This is a genomic window from Mesorhizobium sp. PAMC28654 (assembly GCF_020616515.1).
Lineage (GTDB): Bacteria > Pseudomonadota > Alphaproteobacteria > Rhizobiales > Rhizobiaceae > Mesorhizobium.
In genome coordinates this window covers 1,710,859-1,732,776 of record NZ_CP085135.1, presented here as the reverse complement: position 1 = coordinate 1,732,776, position 21,918 = coordinate 1,710,859, and the positions used below count along the sequence as shown (strand labels likewise).

General features: G+C 61.2%; 19 protein-coding genes, 2 pseudogenes and 1 riboswitch. Of the genes and pseudogenes, 14 read left to right on the top strand and 7 right to left on the bottom strand.

Going from position 1 to position 21,918, the window contains the following annotated elements; genetic code table 11:
- Positions 1-96 precede the first annotated feature (96 nt).
- Positions 97-930, bottom strand: a complete 834-nt coding sequence (locus tag LGH82_RS08835) for an AraC family transcriptional regulator (protein WP_227348146.1) — start codon at positions 928-930, stop codon at positions 97-99.
- A 282-nt stretch (positions 931-1,212) separates the two neighbouring features.
- A riboswitch (cobalamin riboswitch) is annotated at positions 1,213-1,419 on the top strand.
- A gap of 92 nt (positions 1,420-1,511) precedes the next feature.
- Here LGH82_RS08835 and LGH82_RS08830 point away from each other — a divergent pair.
- From LGH82_RS08830 to LGH82_RS08815, 4 genes are read left to right on the top strand one after another with little or no spacing between them, the layout of a single operon-like run.
- A complete protein-coding gene (locus tag LGH82_RS08830) occupies positions 1,512-1,907 on the top strand; it encodes a DUF1636 family protein (RefSeq protein WP_227348145.1) in 396 nt (131 codons plus the stop codon).
- Positions 1,904-2,692 carry an ABC transporter ATP-binding protein gene (locus LGH82_RS08825; RefSeq protein WP_227348144.1) on the top strand — a complete coding sequence of 263 codons (789 nt, stop codon included), beginning with the start codon at positions 1,904-1,906 and terminating at the stop codon, positions 2,690-2,692. Before LGH82_RS08830 ends, LGH82_RS08825 begins: the two co-directional genes overlap by 4 nt.
- 36 nt (positions 2,693-2,728) lie before the next feature.
- Positions 2,729-3,676, top strand: a complete 948-nt coding sequence (locus LGH82_RS08820; protein WP_227348143.1) for an ABC transporter substrate-binding protein — start codon at positions 2,729-2,731, stop codon at positions 3,674-3,676.
- Positions 3,677-3,705: 29 nt separating this feature from the next.
- Positions 3,706-4,692: a FecCD family ABC transporter permease gene (locus LGH82_RS08815; protein ID WP_227349524.1), complete on the top strand. Its 987-nt coding sequence runs from the start codon at positions 3,706-3,708 to the stop codon at positions 4,690-4,692.
- Between the two features lie 63 nt (positions 4,693-4,755).
- On the opposite strand, the gene LGH82_RS08810 is transcribed toward LGH82_RS08815, so the two are convergent.
- Positions 4,756-5,670, bottom strand: coding sequence for a sugar phosphate isomerase/epimerase family protein (locus LGH82_RS08810; RefSeq protein ID WP_227348142.1), 915 nt, complete (start codon positions 5,668-5,670; stop codon positions 4,756-4,758).
- A 269-nt stretch (positions 5,671-5,939) separates the two neighbouring features.
- Here LGH82_RS08810 and LGH82_RS08805 point away from each other — a divergent pair, with 269 nt between their 5' ends.
- The 3 genes from LGH82_RS08805 to LGH82_RS08795 all read left to right on the top strand — a co-directional run bounded on the left by LGH82_RS08805 (position 5,940) and on the right by LGH82_RS08795 (position 9,441).
- On the top strand, positions 5,940-6,416 hold the full coding sequence (locus LGH82_RS08805) for a MarR family winged helix-turn-helix transcriptional regulator (protein ID WP_227349523.1): 477 nt from the start codon (positions 5,940-5,942) through the stop codon (positions 6,414-6,416).
- A complete protein-coding gene (locus LGH82_RS08800; RefSeq protein ID WP_227348141.1) occupies positions 6,413-7,591 on the top strand; it encodes an HlyD family secretion protein in 1,179 nt (392 codons plus the stop codon). The genes LGH82_RS08805 and LGH82_RS08800 overlap by 4 nt, the downstream gene beginning before the upstream one ends.
- A gap of 314 nt (positions 7,592-7,905) precedes the next feature.
- Positions 7,906-9,441 (top strand): DHA2 family efflux MFS transporter permease subunit, encoded by a 1,536-nt coding sequence (locus tag LGH82_RS08795; RefSeq protein ID WP_227348140.1) that lies wholly within the window; start codon positions 7,906-7,908, stop codon positions 9,439-9,441.
- A gap of 149 nt (positions 9,442-9,590) precedes the next feature.
- Here the strand turns inward: LGH82_RS08795 and LGH82_RS08790 are convergent, their stop codons facing one another.
- Positions 9,591-10,055, bottom strand: coding sequence for a CAP domain-containing protein (locus LGH82_RS08790; protein WP_413771435.1), 465 nt, complete (start codon positions 10,053-10,055; stop codon positions 9,591-9,593).
- A gap of 263 nt (positions 10,056-10,318) precedes the next feature.
- Between LGH82_RS08790 and LGH82_RS08785 the strand changes: the two genes are divergently transcribed.
- The 4 genes and pseudogenes from LGH82_RS08785 to LGH82_RS33595 all read left to right on the top strand — a co-directional run bounded on the left by LGH82_RS08785 (position 10,319) and on the right by LGH82_RS33595 (position 13,206).
- Positions 10,319-10,828 (top strand): GNAT family N-acetyltransferase, encoded by a 510-nt coding sequence (locus tag LGH82_RS08785; protein ID WP_264484370.1) that lies wholly within the window; start codon positions 10,319-10,321, stop codon positions 10,826-10,828.
- Positions 10,829-10,899: 71 nt separating this feature from the next.
- Positions 10,900-11,298: a VOC family protein gene (locus LGH82_RS08780; protein WP_227348137.1), complete on the top strand. Its 399-nt coding sequence runs from the start codon at positions 10,900-10,902 to the stop codon at positions 11,296-11,298.
- 173 nt (positions 11,299-11,471) lie between these two features.
- A complete protein-coding gene (locus tag LGH82_RS08775) occupies positions 11,472-12,296 on the top strand; it encodes a DUF2189 domain-containing protein (protein WP_227348136.1) in 825 nt (274 codons plus the stop codon).
- 54 nt (positions 12,297-12,350) lie between these two features.
- Positions 12,351-13,206 (top strand): annotated as a pseudogene (locus LGH82_RS33595) (dienelactone hydrolase family protein).
- 32 nt (positions 13,207-13,238) lie between these two features.
- Here LGH82_RS33595 and LGH82_RS08765 read toward each other — a convergent pair.
- The 3 genes and pseudogenes from LGH82_RS08765 to LGH82_RS08755 form a co-directional block, all read right to left on the bottom strand.
- Positions 13,239-13,871 (bottom strand): annotated as a pseudogene (locus tag LGH82_RS08765) (LysE family translocator).
- Between the two features lie 114 nt (positions 13,872-13,985).
- Positions 13,986-15,959, bottom strand: a complete 1,974-nt coding sequence (locus LGH82_RS08760) for a pilus assembly protein (RefSeq protein WP_227348135.1) — start codon at positions 15,957-15,959, stop codon at positions 13,986-13,988.
- 208 nt (positions 15,960-16,167) lie between these two features.
- Positions 16,168-18,072, bottom strand: a complete 1,905-nt coding sequence (locus LGH82_RS08755) for a TadE/TadG family type IV pilus assembly protein (protein WP_227348134.1) — start codon at positions 18,070-18,072, stop codon at positions 16,168-16,170.
- Positions 18,073-18,352: 280 nt separating this feature from the next.
- Here LGH82_RS08755 and LGH82_RS08750 point away from each other — a divergent pair, with 280 nt between their 5' ends.
- Positions 18,353-19,213 (top strand): TIGR01459 family HAD-type hydrolase, encoded by an 861-nt coding sequence (locus LGH82_RS08750; protein WP_227348133.1) that lies wholly within the window; start codon positions 18,353-18,355, stop codon positions 19,211-19,213.
- 9 nt (positions 19,214-19,222) lie between these two features.
- Positions 19,223-20,206 carry a bifunctional riboflavin kinase/FAD synthetase gene (locus LGH82_RS08745; RefSeq protein ID WP_227348132.1) on the top strand — a complete coding sequence of 328 codons (984 nt, stop codon included), beginning with the start codon at positions 19,223-19,225 and terminating at the stop codon, positions 20,204-20,206.
- A gap of 20 nt (positions 20,207-20,226) precedes the next feature.
- Here the strand turns inward: LGH82_RS08745 and LGH82_RS08740 are convergent, their stop codons facing one another.
- Positions 20,227-20,781 (bottom strand): HdeD family acid-resistance protein, encoded by a 555-nt coding sequence (locus LGH82_RS08740; protein WP_227348131.1) that lies wholly within the window; start codon positions 20,779-20,781, stop codon positions 20,227-20,229.
- 199 nt (positions 20,782-20,980) lie between these two features.
- Between LGH82_RS08740 and LGH82_RS08735 the strand changes: the two genes are divergently transcribed.
- On the top strand, positions 20,981-21,787 hold the full coding sequence (locus LGH82_RS08735) for a MipA/OmpV family protein (RefSeq protein ID WP_227348130.1): 807 nt from the start codon (positions 20,981-20,983) through the stop codon (positions 21,785-21,787).
- Positions 21,788-21,918: the final 131 nt, after the last annotated feature.

Below are 21,918 nucleotides of genomic sequence, written 5' to 3'. Positions count from 1 at the left end.
GGTTGCCGAAACGGATATTGGAGCGGCAAAAAGGTGTGCCGTTCCAGCGTTACATCGTGTTTCGGCCAATACAGCCGAAACACGATTTGCGTAGCTTTACCCCTTCACCGGTATCCAGATTTCCAGCCCGCCATTACCGCTGCGCGGATCGAATTCCCTGCCATAGCGCTCGAACTCGGGTGCGTCGGCGATTTCATGACCTGAAGCCGGTAGCCATTTGTTCCAGATCGTATTGACCGTCCGGCGGATGGTCGAGATGTGCTCGCGATGGGCAAAGACAGCATATTTCTGAGCCGGCACCCGCACGCGCGAAAGCTCCTTGGGCAGGTCGGAAAAATCGGACACCTCGACCCCGGCGATATAGTCGAAATTGCCGGCGTCATCGCCGTTGACACAGACGCCATAGGCGATGTCGCCGGTTTCACCGGGAATGTTGCCGATATAGGGCCCGAATCGTTGCCATTGCATCGGAATGGCGGCGCTGGTCTCGCAGTTGTAGCGTTCGCCGAGACCCGCGATCAGAAAGGCACGGCTGGTTTCGAAGCGCGGCGGTTCGAGACTGGGGATGAAAGACTGGTCCATCAGGATCGGCTCCACGAGATCGAGGTTCTTGAGGTTGCCGCGCGCGCGAACCAGTTCCGGCGTGGTGCCGAACTGGTCGCGGAAGGCGCGGGTGAACGCCTCATGCGAGTTGTAGCCGGCGTCGAGCGCGACCGAGAGAATGTCTGGAGCTCCGGCGGCAAGTTTGCGCGCCGCCTCTGTCAGCCGACGCGCGCGCACGTAGCCCATCACCGAACGGCCTGTCGCTGCACCGAAAGCGCGCGTTACGTGAAAGCGCGATACACCGCTCCTCTCGGCGACATCATCGAGCGTGATCGGTTCCGGCAGATGGCTTTCGACGAACCACAATGCTCTCTCGGTCGGGTTCATGCATCTCCTCGCAATTGACGCGGCCATTCATTGTGACGCTCGGCTTCACGACCAGTTTGATCGAAATTGCGCAGCGCGCAAAACCGAAGCGATCTCGCTACGTGATCCGGCCGTCCAGAGCCGACAGCGGCACACGAGCCTTGTGCTGCTGGTCGAATTCATCAGGCCCCAAAGGGTTGACCTGCAAGCAATATCTTCTTAGTAATGATATTACATTACCGAAAGGACGCACTGACTGGTGCGGTTCATCAAAAAATTCATTGCGGTGGGCTCGGGGGAAAACTACGGTGAGGGAGTGATGGTCCCCGCGCCGAAAGGCAAGGGGTGAAAAGGGAACACGGTGAGGTCCGCTTGGATCGAGGCCGTGGCTGCCCCCGCAACTGTAAGCGGCGAGCAAAATCCGAAATGCCACTGGCCGGCAAGGCTGGGAAGGCAGGATGGCGCAACGACCCGTGAGCCAGGAGACCTGCCATCAGCATGAGTTGACCGGACGGGGTGTGCCGGGAGGAGACGTGGACGTTGGTCTTGTCGACCGATTGCCAGGACTTCCTTCCGTCGCCAGTTGAGAAAGTGACGGAAAATTGGACGCCTTCCAGGCCATCCACCGCATTATAGTATGCACGCTTTGCCGCGATCCCGCGACCGGGATCAGGACGGGTGAGGATTTGTGCGCCGACTTGCGTTCTCTGCTCTCGGCTGACGACGAGAGAGCTCTCCAGGACTACGCGGTTGAAGGCATTGCCTGTATGGCGGGCTGCGCCCGGCCCCTGACGGTCGCCTTCCAGGCCGATGGAAAAGCCTCCTATCTTTTCGGTTCCATCGACAGGCGGACCGATGCCGCCGAATTGGTGGAATTCGCAAAACTCTATGCGTCGCTCGCCGATGGCTGGTGCAATTCCGGGCAACGTCCGGCCGGGCTGTTCGACAAGACACTGGCCCGCATCCCTGGCCCGCGCAATGTCGAGGGTCGGGCATGACCGTGCCTCTTCTCGAAGCGAGCGACCTGACCGTGACGGTCAATGGTCAGCGTCTGGTGGAGGCGCTAAGCCTTTCTGTGTCGGCTGGCGATCGCCTTGCGATCATCGGTCCGAATGGCGCAGGCAAGACCACATTGCTGCGCATGCTGTCCGGCATGCTGCGGCCAAGTTCCGGAGAGGTGAAGCTCGCCGGGCGCCGGCTGGACAGGATTTCGGCGGCAGAGCGCGCGCTTCACATGGCCGTCGTCGGCCAGACCGATCAGCCCGATCCACGGCTGGCCGTGATTGACTATGTCGAGCTTGGACGGATTCCGCATGCCGGCCTGCGTCGAAGGAGCGAGGAACGCGACATCGTCGTCGAAGCGCTTCGCAGGACCGGTCTGCTGCCGCTGCTGTCCCGCACCATCGGCTCGCTGTCCGGAGGCGAACGGCAGCGTGCCCAGCTTGCACGCGCCATCGCGCAGGAGCCCAAGATACTGTTCCTTGACGAGCCGACCAACCATCTTGATCCGCGCGCCCGAGGCGAACTGCTCGAACTCGTGGCCGGGCTGGGGATGACCGTGATTGCGGTGCTGCACGACCTGTCGCTGGTATCGCCTTTTGCCACCCGGGTCGCGGTTATGGACAGGGCCAGGCTGCATGCGCTCGCGGCGCCGCGCGAGGCGCTGACCCAGCAACTGATCCGCGAAATTTTCGGCGTCGATGTGTTTCGCCTGCGCCATCCAACCGAGGACCGCGAACTGACGGTCTTCGAAGTCCCGAACCGCGCCTCGTCGCCGTCCTGATCCCACCGATTTTCATTCAAAAAAGGAGCAACATCCGTGAAACGTCTCGTCCTGTCCCTTGCCTTTTCATTGCTGGCCTCGACCGCCTTTGCGTTTCCGGTGACCGTTGACAGCTGCGGCAAGCCGTTGACGTTCGACGCCGCGCCGAAGCGCGCCGCCATCCACGACCTCAACATGACCGAGATGACCTTCGCGCTCGGGCTGCAGCCGTCGATCGTCGGCCTGACCGGCATCACCGGATGGTACAAGGTCGGCCCCGAATTCAAGGCCGAGCAAGGGTCGATTCCGGAGCTTGCGCCAAAGTATCCGACAATGGAAAACCTCGTCGCGGTCGATCCGGATTTCTTCTTTGCCGGCTGGTACTACGGCATGAAGCCGGGTGGCGAGGTGACGCCCGACACACTCGCTCAGCACGGCATCAAGACCCTGGTGCTGACGGAAAGCTGCGTCCATCTCGACAAGAACCGCCCCGCCGCGTCGATGGACCTGCTCTATGGCGACGTCGAAAAGCTGGGCAAGATCTTCGGCAAGGAAGCGAAGGCGCAGGAGCTTGTTTCGGGCTGGCAAAAGCAGCTCGCCGACATCACGGCAAAGGTCGGTGATCACAAGGGCACCCGGGTGTTTCTCTATGACTCGGGCGAAGACAAGCCTTTCACCGCCGGCAAGTTCGCGATCCCAAGCGCCATGATCTCCGCTGCCGGTGGCGAAAACATCATGGCGGACATGGAGACCAGCTGGGGCACGACGGACTGGGAAACAGTGGCGTCGCGCAATCCGCAATTCCTGATCCTGCTCGACTACCAGGACGGCGGCGGTTACCAGAAATTGCTCGATTTCCTGGAGGCCCACCCGGCCATGAAAGAGACGGATGCGGTGAAGAACAAGCATTTCGTTGCCCTGCGCTACGCCGAGCTGACGCCCGGGCCAGCCAACATCGAGGCGATCGAGAAAATCGCCAAGGCGATGCACCCGGAAGCCTTCTGAGCTTGCCCCACAAGGCATTCGGATTGGCCATGGCGGCGGGAGCGGCGGTGATCGCCGCTCTCGCCTTGCTGTCGATCGCCTATGGGTCGACGCTGATACCATTGACGGACGTGGTTGCGGCGCTCGGACATGCGGTCGGGCTGGACGGGCACGCAGTGTCAGGCCCGGTTGGAAAGATCGTTGTCGATCTGCGGCTGCCGCGCACGATCATGGCCATTTGCGTTGGCGCGGGACTGGGCGTCGTCGGTGCGCTGCTACAGACCGTGACGCGCAACGATCTCGCCGATCCGTTCCTGTTTGGCCTCTCGTCCGGGGCCGCCGCCGGCGCGGTCTCCGTGATCACCGTCTTTGGCGACAGTTTCGGCATCTGGACGTTGCCAGTCGCGGCCTTTACGGGCGGCATACTGGCCACGTCCGTCGTCCTGTTGCTTGTCGCGCGGGTGAGGGGGCAAGGCCCCGAACGGCTGATCCTCGCCGGGCTCGCCGTCTCGTTCATCTTCACAGCCTTGACCAACTATCTCGTCTTCGCGGGCGACCAGCGCGCGGCGCATTCGGTGCTGTTCTGGACGATGGGCGGCCTGGGGCTGGCGCGATGGGACAACATCGCGCTTGCCGTGCTGGGAGCGGGTTCCATTCTTGGCTACGCGCTGTGGAACCACCGCAAGCTCGATGCTTTCCTGGCTGGGGAGAACGCAGCCGAGAGTCTGGGTGTTCCAGTGGCGCGGATGCGCAGGACGACGTTTCTAGTCGCCGCGTTCTCGACAGCCATTCTCGTGTCGGTCGCCGGCGTCATAGGCTTCGTCGGACTGATGATCCCGCATCTGTCCCGGCCCCTGGCCGGCCAGTTGCATCTTCGCCTTGTCGCGGCCTGCGCCGTGTTCGGCGCGGTCCTGCTGCTGGCCAGCGACCTCCTGGCGCGTACTTTGCTGCCGCCCCAGGAACTGCCGATCGGCATCATCACCAGCTCGGTCGGGGCCTTCTTTGTCGTGACAATGCTTGTTCGCAACCGCCTGTGAAAGATCAGTCAGGGGCTGCGAACGCGCAAAATCAATGCTGGTGGCATGCGGCGGCCGCGGTCCTTATTTGACGAAGGGCCGAAGCACGTCGCGGGCCAAAAGAAAGCCGCGCTTCACCAAATCGTCGCTACCCTCGAATCTGCGATCCTCGTGCTCGATGATGACCGGCCCGTCATAGCCCGCCCGGTAAAGTGCTGAGAAGAATCCAGCCCAGTCGACTTCGCCGAGGCCCGGCATGCGCGGTATCTGCCAGCCGATGCCGGCCGAGAGAATGCCGCGCTCATAGAGGCCGTCACGGTCGATCATCAGGTCCTTGGCGTGCGCGTGCACGATATGGGCGCCGAATTCGCGGATGAAGCGGTTTTGGTCGATCATCTGCCAGATCAGGTGCGAGGGGTCGAAATTCATCCCGACATCGCCACCCCAGGCTTCGAAGATACGGCGCCAGATCAATGGCGAGTAGGCGATGTTGTGCCCGCCCGGCCATTCGTCATAGCTGAAGATCATCGGGCAGTTTTCGAACGCCAGCTTGACGTTGTTGTCTTTGGCAAAGGCGATGATATCCGGCCAGACTTTCAGTGCGTCCTGCCAGTTGTCGTCCAGTTTCCTGGAGGCATCGCCGCCGCAGAAGGTGTTGACAAGGCCAACGCCCATCCTGCCGGCGGCCACGATGACCTTCTTCAGATGGTCGATGACGGCCTGCCGGTGGGTGGCGTCCGGATGCAACGGGTTCGGGTAATAGCCAAGCGCCGAAATCGACAGGTTTTTGGCTTCGAGCGAAGCGGCGATATCGCGTGCTTCCGATGCCGAAATTGCCGCGACATCGATATGGGCGGTGCCGGCGTAACGGCGTGCCGTACCGCTTGATTTAGGCCAGCAGGCGATTTCCAACGCCTCGAAGCCGGCGGAATTCGCCCAGTCCGCGACGCTGGCCAGCGGCATGTCCGAAAACGGAGCGGTCAGCAATCCAAGTTTCATGTCATCCTCCCGACGGTCTATCTTCATCGACCGCCATACACGACGTGGAACCGCTGCTGCAACCGCGGTTGCGGTTTTGTCGAACAGGGTGTCAGCGATCCGGTCTCTTTGGGCGTGGAACGCCGCCGGATGTTGGTTTGCCGTGCCTGGAGCAGGGCGCTCCGACATTCGTGAAGCGCGACCCGATTGCTGGGCTGCCGTGCATATTTATCGGCTTCCGGCGCCGCGGGTATCTTGAATACTAAGCACGCTTATTATATATGTCGCTCATGGTTTCTGATGGTTTAGACAGATTGGGCTTCCTGATCCACGATGTGCAGCGCCTTATGCGCAAGCGCTTCGAGGCGAGGGCTAGTGGCCTTGGGCTTTCTTCGGCGCAATGGCGGCTTCTGGTCCGTGTCGCCAAGGAAGAGGGGATAACGCAGGCTCGCCTCGCCGATTTGCTCGAAATAGAGCCGATCAGCGTCTCGCGTCTGGTCGACCGCATGGAGGAGGGCGGCTGGATTGAGCGCCGCTCCGATGCCGCCGACCGGCGTGTGCGCATGATCTTCCCGACGCCGAAGGCGAGCGAAGCCTATGCCAAGATCAAGAGCATGGCCGGCGAAGTCTATGAAGAATCGCTGTTTGGCGTATCGCCGGAAGCCCGCCGCGTCCTCATCACGGCACTAGAGGCGATGGTGGAGAATCTCGCGGATGACGAGCCGTCCAGCGACAAAAACAAGAGTGCGGAAGGCGCAGCAGCATGAACGCGGTAGCCAAGATTGACGAGAACATAACCAAGGTGGAAATGGAAGCGCCGGCCCAGCCGGCTGCTGCCCCCGTGGCTGTAGCTCCCCCTGTGCAGCCGGCTTCGGCCGCGCCGAAGAAGAAGCGCCGTCCCGGCCGTTTGCTGCTGATGGCTGCACTCCCCTTGGCTCTGGTTGCCGGCGGCGGCTATGTCTGGGTCACCGGTGGCCGCTACCAGGAGACGGAAAACGCCAATCTGCAGCAAGCCAAGGTGGCGATCGCTTCGGATACGGCCGGCCGTATCGTTCAGGTCGGCATTGCGGACAATCAGGTCGTCAAGCAGGGTGACGTGCTCTTTGTTGTCGATCCCGCTCCCTATCAGATCGCGTTTGCGCAGGCCGACGCGGCGGTTGCGGTCGCGCGCGTTGGCGTCGAGCAGCTTCGCGCCGCCTACAGCCAGTCCATGGCCCAGGAAAAGTCCGCCACCAGCGAGGTCGACTATGCGCAGTCGCAATTCGACCGGGCCTCGGACCTTGCCCAGAAGGGCATCAATACCAAGTCTTCACTCGATCAGGCCAAGAACGACCTCGACAAGGCCAAGCAGCAGGCGACCGTGGCCCAGCAAGGCATCATCAGTGCCAAGGCGGCACTTGCCGGCAATCCCGACATCGAGACGGACAAGCATCCGACCGTGATGGCCGCGCTGGCCGCGCGTGACAAGGCTTCTTACGACCTGGCGCAGACAACGGTCAGGGCGCCCGCCGATGGCGTCATCAGTCGGGCCTCTTCGTTCAAGGTCGGCCAGTATGTCGGCTCGGGCACGCCTCTGTTTTCGCTGGTCGAGACCGGCGACACATGGATCGACGCCAATTTCAAGGAAACGCAGCTCACCCACATGAAGCCCGGCCAGAAGGCGGAAATCGTTGTGGACACCTATCCGGGCAAGAAGTTCGAAGCGACGGTGAAGGCGATCGGCGCGGGCACCGGAGCGGAGTTCTCGTTGCTGCCGGCCCAGAATGCCACCGGCAACTGGGTCAAGGTCACACAGCGCATCCCCGTGCGGCTGGAACTGACTGATCCAGAATCCAGGATGATGCTGCGCACGGGCATGAGCGCGGACGTCACCGTCGATACCGGCGTTTCCCGCGGGTTTCCGAGCATATTCGGTCATGCCACTGCCAGTGAGGCCGAATAATCGGCTTCAGTGAGAATGTTCGCCGCGCGCAAGCGCGGATGAAAGGCGGAATTGGTCCGATGGGGACCGGGGAAGGGTAGGGGTGCTGGAACTGGGCCGTATTGACCCTGGTCGAGCCCTGAGCCGTTCAACGCCAGACCCTTCGGCCCTTCAGTTTCCGGGCGGCGAACGCCCTTTGTGTGCGGACGCTCTGTCGATGTAACCCCCACATCGATACTCGCGTCCCACCGCGACGAGTGTCTTTCCACAAGGAAGGCGCCGCCGCCCGGAAACCCTGCGTACACGTTTTTGTTACCGGTTGGAAGTTCCGCACCATGAGCACGCCAGAACCCTTCAAGGAAGTGCCGCACCGCGGCCTGATCACCGTTGCGCTCATGCTGGCGACGATCATGCAGGCGCTCGACACGACGATCGCCAACGTCGCGCTGCCGACCATGACCGGCGATCTCGGAGCTTCTCCCGACAACATCAACTGGGTGCTCACCTCCTACATCGTTGCCGCCGCCATCATGACGCCGGTGACCGGCTGGCTGGCGGACCGCATCGGCCGCAAGGAGCTGTTCTTGACGGCGGTGGTCGGTTTCACTGTCTTCTCCATGCTGTGCGGCATCGCATGGAGCCTGGAGACCATGGTGTTCTTCCGGCTGATGCAAGGCGTGTTCGGTGCGGCGATCGTGCCCTTGTCGCAGACCTTCCTGCTCGACATCAACCCGAAGGAGCGCCACGGGCAGGCGATGGCCATCTGGGGCGCCGGCATCATGCTGGGGCCGATCCTTGGCCCCACCCTTGGCGGCTGGCTGACCGAGAATTTCAACTGGCGCTGGGTGTTCTTCATCAACCTGCCGGTCGGCATCATCGCCTTCCTCGGCATGGCCGCCTATTTGCCAGCCGTTGCCCGGAGGGTGCGGAGCTTTGATTTCTTCGGCTTCGCCATGCTCTCGCTCGGCGTTGGCGCGCTGCAACTGCTGCTCGATCGCGGCGGCGAGGTCGACTGGTTCTCCTCGGTCGAGATATGGATCGAGCTCGGTCTTTCCATTACCGGCTTCTGGGTGTTCATCATTCACATGGTCACGGCGGAGCATCCCTTCATCGACCCGAAGATTTTCGTCGACCGCAATTTCGTGACCGGGCTGGCGTTCATCTTTGTCATGGGCGTGCTCATTTTGGCGAGCATGGCGCTGCTGCCGCCAATGCTGTCGGTCATTTTCGGCTATCCGACCATCACCATAGGTCTCGTCATGGGGCCACGCGGTGTCGGCACGATGGTTTCGATGCTCGTCGTCGGGCGGCTCATGAGCAAGATCGACGCCAGGGTTCTCGTCGTCATCGGCTTTCTCCTGACCGCGCAGTCCCTTTATACGATGGCCGGCTTCACGCCTCAGATGGACAACTGGCTGATCATCAGTTCCGGCGTCATCCAGGGCCTGGGAATGGGAATGGTGTTCGTGCCGCTGTCCACCATTGCCTTCGCCACGCTTGACGCGCGCTTCCGCACCGATGCCACGGCCTTGTTCAGCCTGGTGCGCAATCTTGGCTCGTCGATTGGTGTGTCGGTCGTCACGGTTCTGCTGGTCCGCAACACCCAGGTCAATCACGCCGAGTTGTCGACCTTCATCAACCCGTTCAACCCGAATCTGTGGGCGGCCTCGCCAGCCGCCGCCGCTGGCGATCCAACGGCGCTGTCGCAGGTGGATGGCATGGTCAATATCCAGGCGATGATGATTTCCTACGTCAACGACTTCAAACTGCTGATGATGATGACCCTGCTTGCCATCCCGTTTGTTTTCCTGCTGCGCAAGCCGGCACGGGCACCGTCCGGTGACGGGGCGCCTGCCGTACACATGGACTAGGATTATCCGTCGATTGGTCCTGGAGGCTTTCCGGCCCGGATTGCATCGTTGCGCCAGCGTGAATGGGCGCCGGCTTCGCGGGGCTTGATGCGGGTGGCGCTCGCAGGTTCAAAAGCGATGATCAGCGCGGGCCGCGTCGTTTCGGAATCCTACTTCCCAAGTACCAGAGCCCAGTAGCGGACGGCATTGTCGCGGCCGTCGCGGACATAGGCGAGGCCGAATCGCGTGAAGCGCGGGTCGAGCATGTTGCGGCGGTGGCCCGGCGAATTCATCCAGATCTCGAACAGCTTCTGCTGGTCGAAGCGCCCCTCGGCGATGTTCTCGGCGGCGGCGCCGACGATGCCGTTGTCCTTGACGCGCGAGGCAAAATCCTTGCCCCAGCCGGTCGTATGGTTCATGCGGCCACTGCGTGCCATATACTTGGCCTGTTGCAGGGCTGCCTGTTCGAGTTGCGGATCGGGCGCCAGCGGGCCAAGCCCGGCGGCGGTCCGGATGCCGGCAAGCGTGGCGGCCGCGGACGATGAAGCACCGGCGCCTTCGCCGGCCGGAAGCGAGACCGTGCCGCAGGCGGCAAGACCGGTCAATGCGATAAGGCCGGCGGCCTTGATCAGCATTCGTCTGTCTATGGGGGAGCGAGCGTCATCAGCGTTTTTTGCAAGAGTCATGGCTGACCCAAATAGCCGCGATCGTGGCTTTTGGCGGGCAGGGGACGAAATTTGCGGAAGAATATGCAGGGAGTGGAGATTCCGCTGGCCGCATCGCATAGATTGGGAGCGCGGCTGGCATCATCCGCCGGTAGTCCCGAGAGCTCATACGATATGAGGAACTGATGCGAACGGCTGTCCGTACATTCCCGATTCTGTCCACGGAGCGTTTGGTGTTGCGCGCGCCTGTGCAGGAGGATGCCGTCGCTTTCGGCCGCATCCTGTCGAACCCCGATGTTACGCGCTTTTCGAACTGGCCGACGGCACCGAGCAAAGCCCAGCTGGAGCGGGTCATGAAATGGATGGCAAAGGCCTTCGGTAGCGGCAAGGGATGCGCCTGGATGATCGAGGATCGGGAGTCGAAACGGCTGGCCGGCGCGATCCGATACAATCACTTCGAGGCAAAATGGAAATGCGGCCAGATCGGTTATGAACTGCATCCCGATTTTTGGGGAAAAGGCCTGATGACCGAGGCCGCCGTCGCGGTCGCTGTCTGCGGCCACCGGTTCTTCGGCCTCAACCGCATCGAGGCATGGACGCTGCCCGGAAATACCGGATCGGACCGTGTGTTGGAAAAATCCGGATTTCGCTATGAGGGAACACTCCGGCAGAAAGCATGGTTCAAGGGAGACTTCCATGATTTCCGAATGTTCGGGCGGCTCGCCAGCGATCAAGCCGCCTGAATTAAGCCGCGTCAGTGCCGGCTGGGAGAGCCGGCGAAAACCAGTCGATCAAAGACAAGGATTTCCGCAACATGCTTCACCACGTGTCTTTCGGGGTTTCGGATATCGAGCGCTCGGCGATATTCTATGACGCCGTGCTCGCGCCGCTTGGCTATGGTCGCGTCTGGGAGGATCTAAACCCCGGCGAACACGACCAGGCCGTAGGCTACGGTGTTGCGGGCGGCGGCGATAAGCTGGCGATCAAGCTTCGCCCAAGCGGCCAGCGTCCGCCCGGTCCGGGTTTTCATCTGGCCTTCGCTGCCCCGGATCGCCAGAGCATCACGCAATTTCATGCCGCCGCACTCGCTCATGGCGGTCGTGACAATGGCGCGCCCGGCCCCCGGCCAGACTATGGTCCCCATTATAATGCGGCTTTCGTCATCGATCCCGACGGCCACCACATCGAGGCGGTTTTCAATTCGCCGGAATAAATTCCGACGGGCGGCATTTGACTCGCCGATGATGAAAATGGCGTGATGACGGGGCAGGCGCGACGCATTTGGCGACAACCTGCGGCAAATCGGCTATCATCCCTTGGTACGAGCAGTGGCAGCTATGGGCGGCCATCCTGGCGATGACCGCCCCGACACACGGGAGGAAGGTTATGGCCGGCTTTCATGTCATGGCGGACGCGCGTGGAATGCACGTTCAGCCCACGGTGCGACGCATCACCATCGAGGATTTGAGGGACGCCTTGCGTCTCGGCGCGGAGGATTTCTGGGCAAAACCGTCGCACTACGTGTTCCTGTGCCTGATCTACCCGGTCGTCGGCCTGATCCTGACGCAGTGGACGTCCGGGGCGAATGCCATCCAGCTCATCTACCCGCTGATGTCCGGCTTCGCGCTGGTCGGTCCGTTCGCCGCGATCGGCCTCTACGAGATCAGCCGCCGGCGTGAACTCGGCATGAACACCTCCTGGCGGCACGCACTCAGTGTCCGGCACTCGCCGGCACTGCCCTCGATCGCGGTGATCGGCATCATGCTGTTGGCGCTGTTCCTGCTGTGGATGTTCACCGCGCAATCGATCTACACAAGCCTGTTTGGCGACCAGCCGCCGGCCTCGATCGGTGGCTTCATTCGCGAGGTGCTGACGACGAGCCGTGGCTGGACGCTGATCCTGCTCGGCAACGCGGCTGGCCTCGTCTTTGCCGTGATCGTGTTGGCGACAACCGTTGTCGCCTTTCCGCTGATGCTCGATCGCGATGTCGGCGCGGTGTCGGCAATCGAGACCTCCGCGCGGGCGGTGATGGCAAACCCGCTGATGATGGCGTTGTGGGGGCTGCTGGTCGCGGTGCTGCTGGTCATCGGCTCGATCCCGCTGTTCGCGGGCCTTGCCGTTGTCATGCCCGTCCTTGGCCATGCGACCTGGCATCTCTACCGCAAGGTTGTCGAACCCGAGCGTGTGCAACAGATCAGGCGGCCGATGTAGGGACGTGCCTTCGGTATTGCGCGCTCTCAACGACTAAGTGACTAGGACTGACCCATGGTGTCCAAACTGGGGCTGCTCAAAAACACTGTTTTGCTGATCTGCTGCGGCGTTGCCGGCTATCTCAATATCGTGCCTGCAAGCGCTGACCAACTGGTCCAATTTGAAAGCGAGGCTGTGAAGCCAACGCCGTTTCGGGTGCTCGTGGCACAAAAACAAGGCGTCGTGCTGGAGACTCCCTCCGGTATGCCGCTGCAGGGATATCTGACGCGGCCTCAGGGGGAGGGGCCGTTCCCGGCTGTCGTCGTTCTCCACGGATGTATGGGTCTATTCCCAAGTGAAAGGAAAGCCTGGTCCGAGCGGCTGTCTTCCTGGGGCTATGTCGTACTCTTTGTCGACAGTTTCAGCACGCGCGGCGACCTGTGATGGCCTCCACTCTGTTGATCGCGTATATGACGCTTACGGTGCTCTGGAATTCCTGTCGAAGTACAGCTTTGTCGACCCGCGGCGGATAGTGTTGATGGGGTTCTCCGCTGGCGGGATCGCAACGCTCGAGGCCGCGCAACTTGGTGGAGATGAGCGGCTTATGGAGCGCAAGTTCAAGGCAGCGATTGCCTACTATCCGAATTGTTCGGTAGCGAATGGCGACATGGCGGTCCCGACCTTGGTCCTGATCGGTGGGCTTGACGATTGGACCCCCGCCCAAAAATGCCGGGAGATGATGGCCCAGCGCAGCGGCAAGGGAAGCGCCGTGCAGCTTGAGGTCTTCCAAGGCGCTCGTCACGCATTTACCTCCCCAGCACTCAAGATCGGTACCGAGGTCTATGGTCACCGGATGGAGTACAATGCGGCTGCCGCGGATCAATCCATCCGCGACTCTCGTGCTTTTCTGAAAGAAGCCTTCGGCGGTTGAGAGCGACGATCGCCGTTTCGCATTTTTCGATCTCAGCGTTGCGCCTCGGTCGCCATCTTAAGGGCAAGCGCGGTCAGCACCGTACCCATCATCCAGCGCTGGACGACCAGCCATAGCGGCCGGCCGGCGAGGAACGTGGCGATCGAGCCGGCCGTCACGGCAATGATGGAATTGACGGTGAGGCTGATCGCTATCTGCGTGGCGCCCAACACCAGAAGCTGTGACAGCACATGCCCTTTTCCAAGGCTGATGAACTACGGCAGCAGCGACAGATAGAGCACCGCTACCTTCGGATTGACCAGATTGGTCACCAAGCCCATGACGAACAGCTTGCGCGGCCCGTCCTTGGGCAGTTCGCGAACCTGGAACGGCGAACGGCCGCCCGGCTTCACCGCTTGCCAGGCCAGCCACAGCAGATAGAGCACGCCGGCAAAGCGCAGCGCGTCATATGCGAGGGGGACCGTCATCAGCAGCGCAGTGATGCCGAACGCCGCTGACAGCACATAGAACAGAAAGCCAAGCGCCACGCCGCCAAGCGAGATCAGCCCGGCCTTGGGCCCTTGCGACAGCGATCGCGAGATCAGGTAGATCATGTTGGGGCCGGGCGTCAGCACCATGCCGAGGCACACCAGCGCGAAGGCGATATGGTTGGCGGTGTCGGGCATTGCCTTGATCTCCGGCCACGCCGTGTCGGGCGCATGGCGATGAAGCATGTGCCAGCGCCGGCGCGCAAGGGCATCGCGACGCCAGTCATTGCGCCAGAGGGTGCTGTTGGCTGATCAGCCGACGACGCGCAGGTTCGACAGCTCGTTGCCGATTTCCTTGAAATCGTTCGACAGCGAGGCGCCGGTCGCATTCCAGAAGAGTTTGGCTGGCTTGGTCGGGTCCGCTGGATCCTTGCGGAACCGCGATTCGGAGGAGCACGCCTTGAGCGCCTCGATTGCCTTCTTGTCGCCGGCATTGGTGAGTGACAGGTCGAGAGCCACTGTCATGACCATGATGTTGGCCGCCTTGGCATTGTTGCAAAGCGTGGTCATTTGTTCGTTGAGCGCGGCCGTGTAGTTACTGTTCGAATAGTTGAACTGGCCGATGGCGCTCGATGTGCCGCCAAACAGCCGGGTGACCGAAGTGCTGTTGTAGCCGAGGCCCGTATAGCCATAGGCGGCATAGGTGGACTTGTTGCCGGCGGGATCGCTCACTGGAACTGAATAGGTGTTCTCGCCATCGGTCAGCACGATGACGACCTTGTCGTTGCCCTTTTCCGTCTCCGACCGGCCTTCGGTGAAAGGCTCGCCGCTGGAGACGGTGCGCCAGCCCCAGGCCATGCCTTCCGGCACATTGGTGTTGCCGTTCGGCGCCATCAGGTCGATCGCCGCCTTGATCGCAGTCAGGCCTTCCGGCTTGCTGACGTCGGTCAGCGGTGTGATCGGCGTTGTCGTGCAACTGTAATTGGGCCCGGCGCCCTTGCCGAGCACCGGCGCATCGATTGGTCTGGGCATGAAATATTTGGCCATGTTGCGCTGCTGGGTTTTGCCGGTTGTGCTCGACGGGTCGTCGTTCCACCAGCTGTTCGCGGCACTGTAGGTCCTTGGCCTGTCCTCATCGGGATCCTGCGTCACCCTCCAGTGGTTGCCGGGCTCGTCCGGGGCGAACATTGGCACGAACATCGTTGCCGGGTCGCCGAAGCCGGTGCCGGTGTTGTTGGGGCCACCTGAAGCCGGCGTATCGCTGACATTGTGGGGGTAGGGCCGCACCTCGACGCAGCCCTGCCAACTCGCGAAAGGACCATAGGTGTCGATATAGTCGAATTCGTCATGGCTGCGCGTGCATGTGTGGTTCGAACGGTATTCGTCGCAAACGACGCGCTTGCTGCCAGCGATGCGCTCGTGGCTAGTGACGACCTTCATGTCGCGATAGAGCGAAAACCGGGTCAGTATCTGGCCTTCCCCGGCGCCCCAACCAGTACCTCGCTTGTACCAGATGCCATTGGCTTTCTCTGCATATCTGTCGGCTGCGTTGATCGTCGACCAGTCGAAATTCTCGTGGTGCACTGGCGACAACCCGTAGGTGTCGATCCAGGCTGCATTGTCGTTTCCTGTTCCGACATTGACCGAGGCCGCGAAGGGCACGAGGCTGAATTGGACCGGCTTGTCGATCTGCTTGATCAGCGCGGACTGCAAGGCCAGCGTGTCGACCAGTTGCTTGGCCGCGGTCTTTAGGAGGTCGATGCGCTTTTGTCCCGAACCCGTGCCGGGCGTGATCATCGATCCGGAATTGTCGAGCGCGAGCGCGACTTCCAGCGTGTTCTTCAGGCGGATTTCCGACGCGACATCGAAACTGATCTTCTTGTTCCCATCCGCTTCGGATTGGCCGACGAGCTGGGCAAGGACAGGGTAGAAATAGGGCTGGTAGTCAAGCCGCGCGCTCATCTGCATCAAACCACCGCCAGTGCTGTTGCTGGGCAGCACGACATTGAGCGTGGTGTTGGCTGGGTTGACCTTGTTGAGGTTGGCGTTGAAGAAGTCGAGCGCGTAGGCCTTCAACTGGTCGTCGGTGGCGCCTTCGACCAGCCGTCGCGCGGTGGCGACGTTGGCGGCGTCGAGCGCGTTCAGCACCATCTGCTTCTGCCGGTTCATCTCCGTGAAATCGACCGCCAGCGCCAGGCCGCCCGCCAGCGGAAGCATCGCCAGGACGGTCATGAGAGCATAGTTGCCGCGCCTGTCGCGGCAGAACTGGCGCCAGAATTCCCACATGTCTTGAAGCGGCCCCCGCCGTCGTATCAGCAATGCCGGCAAGGTCTCAGAAAACGCTGAAGGACGAGTGTGGGAAAACACTCGATTGTACGGCCAGGCGTTCACCCAACGCTAACCAAGGTGGCAAAGGCTGTGCATGAGATGCCCTTCGAACCATGACCAATCAACTCGCCCGAAGGCTGGTGTTCATATCGTTCTTTCGAAGAGATCAGCCTACGATGCGCAGGTTCGACAGCTCGTCGGCGATTTCCTTGAAATTGTCCGACAGTGTCGCCCCGGTGGCGTTCCAGAACAGCTTGGCTGGCTTGCTCGGATTGGTCGGGTCCTTGCGGAAGCGCGAATCGGAAGCACAGGCTGTAAGCGCCGCGATGGCCTTCCTGTCAGCGGTCTTCGTGGTGCTGAGATCAAGCGAGACGGTCATCACCAGTATGTTCGCGTTCTTTGCGTTGGTGCAAAGGGTCTGCATCTGCTCGTCCAAAGCGGCTGTGTAGTTGGCTTCTGTGTATGTGGTCTTTCCTATGGAAGTACTCGTATTCATGAACATGCGCGTTACACTCCCCGACCCTGGGTAGGTCAAGCCGGTGTAACCGTAGGCTGCATAGGTCGATCTGTTCTTGGCATTGTTGCTGTCGCCGGGCGGGCCGATGTTATAAGTGTTGGCACCGTCAGTCAGCACGATGATTACCTTATCGTTGCCCCTTTCGGTCTCCGGTCGGCCCTCGGTGAAAGGCGCACCACTTGACACTGCTCGCCAGCCCCAGGCGAGCCCTTCGGGCACGTTGGTGTTGCCGGTCGGCGTCATTGCACCGATGGCGTCTGTCACGACTTTTTTGCCCGAGGTCGTCGTCACGTCCTGCAGCGGCGTGATCGCGGTGGTTGTGCAGCCCGAATTTGGACCGTCTCCATCAGACGCGGTAGCGGCGTTATAAGGCTTCGTAAGGAAGTATTTCCGCATGTCGGACTGGCGTTTGGCGACAGCCAGACTGTCGAGAGAATCGATCCACCAATTGTTGGGATAACTCCACGATGCGGTGCTGACGCGGGTGCCGTCGGTCCAGAAGTTGCCGGCCTCGTCGGGGGCGAACATTGGAACGAACAGACTGGCGGGCGTGGCTGATGTGGGTATCGTGTCGTCGTTGTTGTAAGGATATGGCCTCGCCTCGACACAACCTTTCCAGGCTTCGTACTGCGCGGTGGTGTCAACGGAGGTTGTGCAATTGCCGCGACTATCTTTCTTTGTGCATGTCCGGGTTGTGGCCGTCATATCGGCGTAAAGGCTGAAGCGGGTCATCTCCTTGTCTTTGTCCGCCCCCCAACCAGTGCCGCGCTGATAGTAAACGTCGCCTACCTTTTCGATATATTTGTTCGGGTTGTAGCCAGTCGCGTTCTTGTACATCTGCGACCAATCGAAGTTCTCATGGTGGACCGGCGAAATCCCTTTGAGATCCATCCAGGTCTCATCCTTGTTGTCGGCACCCACATTGACCGATGCCGAAAAGGGAATCAGGGCGAACTGCACAGGCCTGTCGACCTGTTTCATCTGTTCGGCCTGCTTCGCAAGCGTATTGACAAGTTCCGTGGCGGCAGTCTTGAGCAAGTCTATTCTTGGTTGTCCGGTACCCGAGCCATTGGTGCTCATCGACCCGGAATTGTCGAGCACAAGCGCAACCTCCAGCGTGTTCTTGAGGCGGACTTCCGAGCATGCCGAGAGGTTGATTTCGGTAGAGTTGGCGGAGCCGCTGATCAGCATCGCCGCAGCCGGTATGAAATAAGGATGATACGTCAAGGAAGAGCAGAGCTTCAGCGTTCCGCCGCCCGTGTTGTTGTTGGGCAAGGTGACGGTCAGCGCCGTGTTGGCAGGATCGATTTTCGCGAGATTTGTCTCAAAGAAGTTCTTTGCATAGGCTTTGATATCGTTGTCGCTCGCCCCGGATGCAATCTGCCGGGCCGAAGCTATGGCGGCGGCGTCAAGCGCGTTCAAAGTAACCTGGCGCTGGCGTACCAGTTCCGCATAATCAACGGCAAGCGCCACGGCGCCCATGATCGGCACCAGGCTGATGGCTGTCACCAACGCATAGTTTCCGCGTCGGTCCCGGCAGAATTTGCCAATCATGCTCTTGAGTGCCCCTCGGCAAGACCCACTTGCTGCGAAAACCATCTCATTAATCATTGAATTTCAGGTTGCTGAAATGCCTAGAAGATCGGTTCTGCTGTTCAGCACGCGTTAACCATGTGGCGTCGCCTCCATCTGGCCAAAGCGGGAGGCAGCCACTGACGCGCCATGTCATTTGGTGAAAGCTGGTGACAGCGCGAAGCGGTTCGGTTAATTCCAACCGGGCCGTGGCGGACCGTCGGCGATGGCTCTCGCAATGATCACGATTCAAGGAAGCAACATGGCGGATTCGCCTGAAATCATTGGCTCGCTCACGGATGTGTCGAGGGGTTATTCGGCAATCCTCTGCGATGTCTGGGGTGTAGTCCACAACGGCGAAAGTCATTTCCCAGTGGCGGCATCCGCTCTGGAGACCGCGCGCAATTCGGGAATACCTGTTGTCCTGATCACCAATTCACCACGCAGGAATACCGATGTGGTGGCGCAGATGAACGCGATCGGCGTGCCGGCCGGAGCTTACGACCGGGTGGTGACCTCAGGTGACGTCACGCGTGACCTGATCGCTGAAGGGCCGCGAAAGATCTTCCACATCGGCGCCGATCGGGACCTGACCATCTATGATGATCTCGACGTCGAGCTTGTCGAGGAGTTCGAGGCGTCCGGCGTGGTCTGCACCGGCTTGTTCGACGATGAGGTGGAAAAGCCCGAGGACTATGCCGAGCTTTTGCAACGGTTGCGCGCCAGGAACCTGCCGTTCATCTGCGCCAACCCCGATATCGTGGTGGAGCGCGGTGAGCGGATCATATGGTGCGCCGGGGCATTGGCTCGCGACTATGCGCATCTCGGTGGCCGCACGCTGATCGCAGGCAAGCCCCATGCACCGATCTACGAGGTCGCGCTGGCGGAGGTCGCCGACATCCTTGGCCGTCCGGTCGAACGAAAGGAAGTTCTGGCCATTGGCGATGGCATGATGACCGATGTGAAAGGCGCCGCCGACAACGGCTTCGACGTGCTCTATGTGTCGGGTGGCATCCATGCCCGCGACTATGGGGATTCGCAGCGGCCGGATCCCGCCATGCTCGCTGCTTTTCTGGAAAAGCACGGCTATCGGCCCGTCGCCGTCATCCCGAGACTGCGATAGGGTCTGCCGATGACGAAAGCCTTCGAACGCGTTTCGGCTGTTTCACCGCTACCGGCCCATTTGCGCGGCGGCGTCGTGGCGATCGGCAATTTCGATGGCGTTCACCGCGGCCACCAGGCGGTGCTCGAGCGTGCACTGGCCGAGGCGCGCCGGCGCGGCGTGCCGGCTCTGGTGTTGACCTTCGAGCCGCATCCAAGAAAGGTGTTCAGGCCCGATATTCCGCTCTTTGTGCTGACGCCGCCGCCAATGAAGGCGCGGCTGCTCGCGCGACTGGGTTTTGCCGCGCTCGTCGAGCAGCCTTTTGACCGTGACTTTGCCTCCTTGTCGGCCGAAGCGTTTGTGACCGATGTGCTGGATGGAAATCTTGGCGTCACCCATGCCGTGACCGGCTTCGATTTCCACTTCGGCAAGGATCGCCAGGGCGGCCCTGCCTATCTGATGGCGGCTGGCGAGCGTCACGGTTTTGGCGTCACGCTGGTCGACGCCTTCCGCGACGAGGGGGCCGAGGTGGTGTCGTCGAGCCGCATCCGCGCATTGTTGTGCGAAGGTGAGGTTGCCGAGGCTGCCGGGCTGCTCGGCTACCGGTTTACGGTTGAAGGGCAGGTGATCGGCGGACAGCAGCTCGGTCGCACGCTCGGCTTCCCGACCGCCAATATGAGGCTTTCGCTGGAAACCAATTTGAAGGAAGGCATCTATGCCGTCCGCTTTCGCCGCGCTGACGGCACGATTCACGATGGCGTTGCCAGTTTCGGTCGCCGCCCGACAATCGACGACAATGGCGCACCGCTTCTGGAAACCTTCGTCTTCGACTTTTCCGGCGACCTCTACGGCGAGATCTGCGCGGTGTCTTTCTTCGGCTTCCTGCGATCGGAGGTGAAATTCGATGGACTGGATGCTCTGGTTGCGCAGATGAAGCGCGACGAAGCCGAGGCGCGCGCGCTCCTGGACGGCGTCAAGCCGCTTTCCGAACTCGACGCAGCCATGGCTTTTTGAACGATTTCTTCGCGCCGGATTTATTTCTTCAAGGCAAGGCCGACGGCAATGAAGGTCCAACCCTGGAAGATAAGATCAATCGCCAGGAAAAGCCCAAGCACCCACACGCTGTTGACCGGCCAGCCCATGGCGATGATCAGGCCCGCAAGCACGCTGATGAGGCCAGCCGCGACGACCCAGCCCCAGCCGCTTTCCGGCCGGTGGCCGTAGCCGACCCAGGCCCTGAGCACGCCGGAAGCAATGAGCGCGACCGCCAGCAGGAAGGTCAGCACGGTGGAGGCCAGCAACGGATTGTCGAAGGCAAAGAAGCCGGCGACCGCATAGAGAAGTCCGCTCAGCAGCCAGTAGAAGAAGCGCCCCCAGGTCTTTACGCCGAAGGCATGCACGATTTCGATGACACCCGCCACCAGCATCAGCCAGCCGACCACATAGACCGAGGCGACCGTGGCAATGAACAGATTGCCGAATGCGATGCCGCCGAAGATGAGCAGCAGCACGCCGAGCGCCACGAACCATCCCCATTTCGCGCGTGTCTGGCCAATCGCAGTTTTGAGAGCATCGCCGTTCAGGGTCATCGCCGCCATCTCCATAAAATGTCGCGTGGCATGTTGCCGACACGAAAGTTAGCCCCGAAGGCCTTGCCCGTCCAGCGAGCATCTTGCGATGGACGCACGCCAAAAAAGCTGCGGCATCGTGTCGAATTTAAATCAAATTTTACCAAACGGCCGCAAAGGCTTGCTATCAAGACGGGCCTTGTGAGTGTACGGAGTAACAATGCGTTCTGTCAGGACGATCCCGGTGGTTTTGGCCACCTTCATGCTGGGTACTTGCGGCGTCGCCGAGGCTGGTGACGGCGCCTTAGGCTGGGTATCGGGCGACTGGTACCTGACGCTTGGAGCGACCGGCATGGTCGCGCCGAATTTCGAGGGCGGCAAGAGATACCTGCTCAGCGCCTCGCCGATTATTTCGTTGGGCAAGGCCGGACCGCAGGCCCGCTTCGTTTCCCGCAACGACAACATCTCGCTCGCGCTGATCGACGACGGTGGGGTGAGGGCCGGCCTGACCGGCAAGTTCCTGTTCTCGCGCAGCAGCGACGACGAACTTAAGGGTCTCGCCCCAGTGCGCTGGGGCGGCGAGGCCGGCGGCTTCTTCGAATTCTATCCGACGGATTGGCTGCGCGCGCGCGCCGAACTCCGGCACGGCATTCGCGCCCACAATGGCTTTGTCGCCGACATCGCCGCCGATGCCTTCTATGATGTGACGCCCACGGTCAGGATTTCGGGCGGACCGCGCGTTTCGTTCGCCTCGGCCAATTATTTCGACGCCTACTACGGCGTCAACGCGGCGGAGGCAGCGGCTTCCGGCTTGAGCGAATATCATCCCGGAGGTGGGCTGAAGTCGACAGGCCTTGGCGGCGCCATAACCTGGAAGGTGACCGACCCGATGACGGCCAGCCTGTTCGGCGAATATTCCCGACTCATGGGTCCGGCGGCCGCTTCCAGCCTGGTCAGGGAGCGTGGCGATCGCAACCAGTTCACGATCGGCGTGTCGACCACCTATCGCTTCGACTTCACGATGTAACCGAATCCAGCAAGAGACGCTTTATTCTTGCCTCTTTGTCCGCTAAAAGCCCGGTTATGACGAGCTTTTCGCGTCCCATCGCCATTGCGATACGAATTACCGGCCCGGTGTTTCGGGCAGCCTGAGTGCTG

Excerpts from the sequence above, each read along its gene's own strand:
- LGH82_RS08835 (WP_227348146.1), bottom strand. The coding sequence starts at position 930 with ATGAACCCGACCGAGAGAGCATTGTGGTTCGTCGAAAGCCATCTGCCG.
- LGH82_RS08825 (WP_227348144.1), top strand. The coding sequence starts at position 1,904 with ATGACCGTGCCTCTTCTCGAAGCGAGCGACCTGACCGTGACGGTCAAT.
- LGH82_RS08815 (WP_227349524.1), top strand. The coding sequence starts at position 3,706 with ATGGCGGCGGGAGCGGCGGTGATCGCCGCTCTCGCCTTGCTGTCGATC.
- LGH82_RS08810 (WP_227348142.1), bottom strand. The coding sequence starts at position 5,670 with ATGAAACTTGGATTGCTGACCGCTCCGTTTTCGGACATGCCGCTGGCC.
- LGH82_RS08805 (WP_227349523.1), top strand. The coding sequence starts at position 5,940 with ATGGTTTCTGATGGTTTAGACAGATTGGGCTTCCTGATCCACGATGTG.
- LGH82_RS08800 (WP_227348141.1), top strand. The coding sequence starts at position 6,413 with ATGAACGCGGTAGCCAAGATTGACGAGAACATAACCAAGGTGGAAATG.
- LGH82_RS08795 (WP_227348140.1), top strand. The coding sequence starts at position 7,906 with ATGAGCACGCCAGAACCCTTCAAGGAAGTGCCGCACCGCGGCCTGATC.
- LGH82_RS08790 (WP_413771435.1), bottom strand. The coding sequence starts at position 10,055 with ATGCTGATCAAGGCCGCCGGCCTTATCGCATTGACCGGTCTTGCCGCC.
- LGH82_RS08780 (WP_227348137.1), top strand. The coding sequence starts at position 10,900 with ATGCTTCACCACGTGTCTTTCGGGGTTTCGGATATCGAGCGCTCGGCG.
- LGH82_RS08775 (WP_227348136.1), top strand. The coding sequence starts at position 11,472 with ATGGCCGGCTTTCATGTCATGGCGGACGCGCGTGGAATGCACGTTCAG.
- LGH82_RS08760 (WP_227348135.1), bottom strand. The coding sequence starts at position 15,959 with ATGTGGGAATTCTGGCGCCAGTTCTGCCGCGACAGGCGCGGCAACTAT.
- LGH82_RS08755 (WP_227348134.1), bottom strand. The coding sequence starts at position 18,072 with ATGATTGGCAAATTCTGCCGGGACCGACGCGGAAACTATGCGTTGGTG.
- LGH82_RS08750 (WP_227348133.1), top strand. The coding sequence starts at position 18,353 with ATGGCGGATTCGCCTGAAATCATTGGCTCGCTCACGGATGTGTCGAGG.
- LGH82_RS08745 (WP_227348132.1), top strand. The coding sequence starts at position 19,223 with ATGACGAAAGCCTTCGAACGCGTTTCGGCTGTTTCACCGCTACCGGCC.
- LGH82_RS08740 (WP_227348131.1), bottom strand. The coding sequence starts at position 20,781 with ATGACCCTGAACGGCGATGCTCTCAAAACTGCGATTGGCCAGACACGC.
- LGH82_RS08735 (WP_227348130.1), top strand. The coding sequence starts at position 20,981 with ATGCGTTCTGTCAGGACGATCCCGGTGGTTTTGGCCACCTTCATGCTG.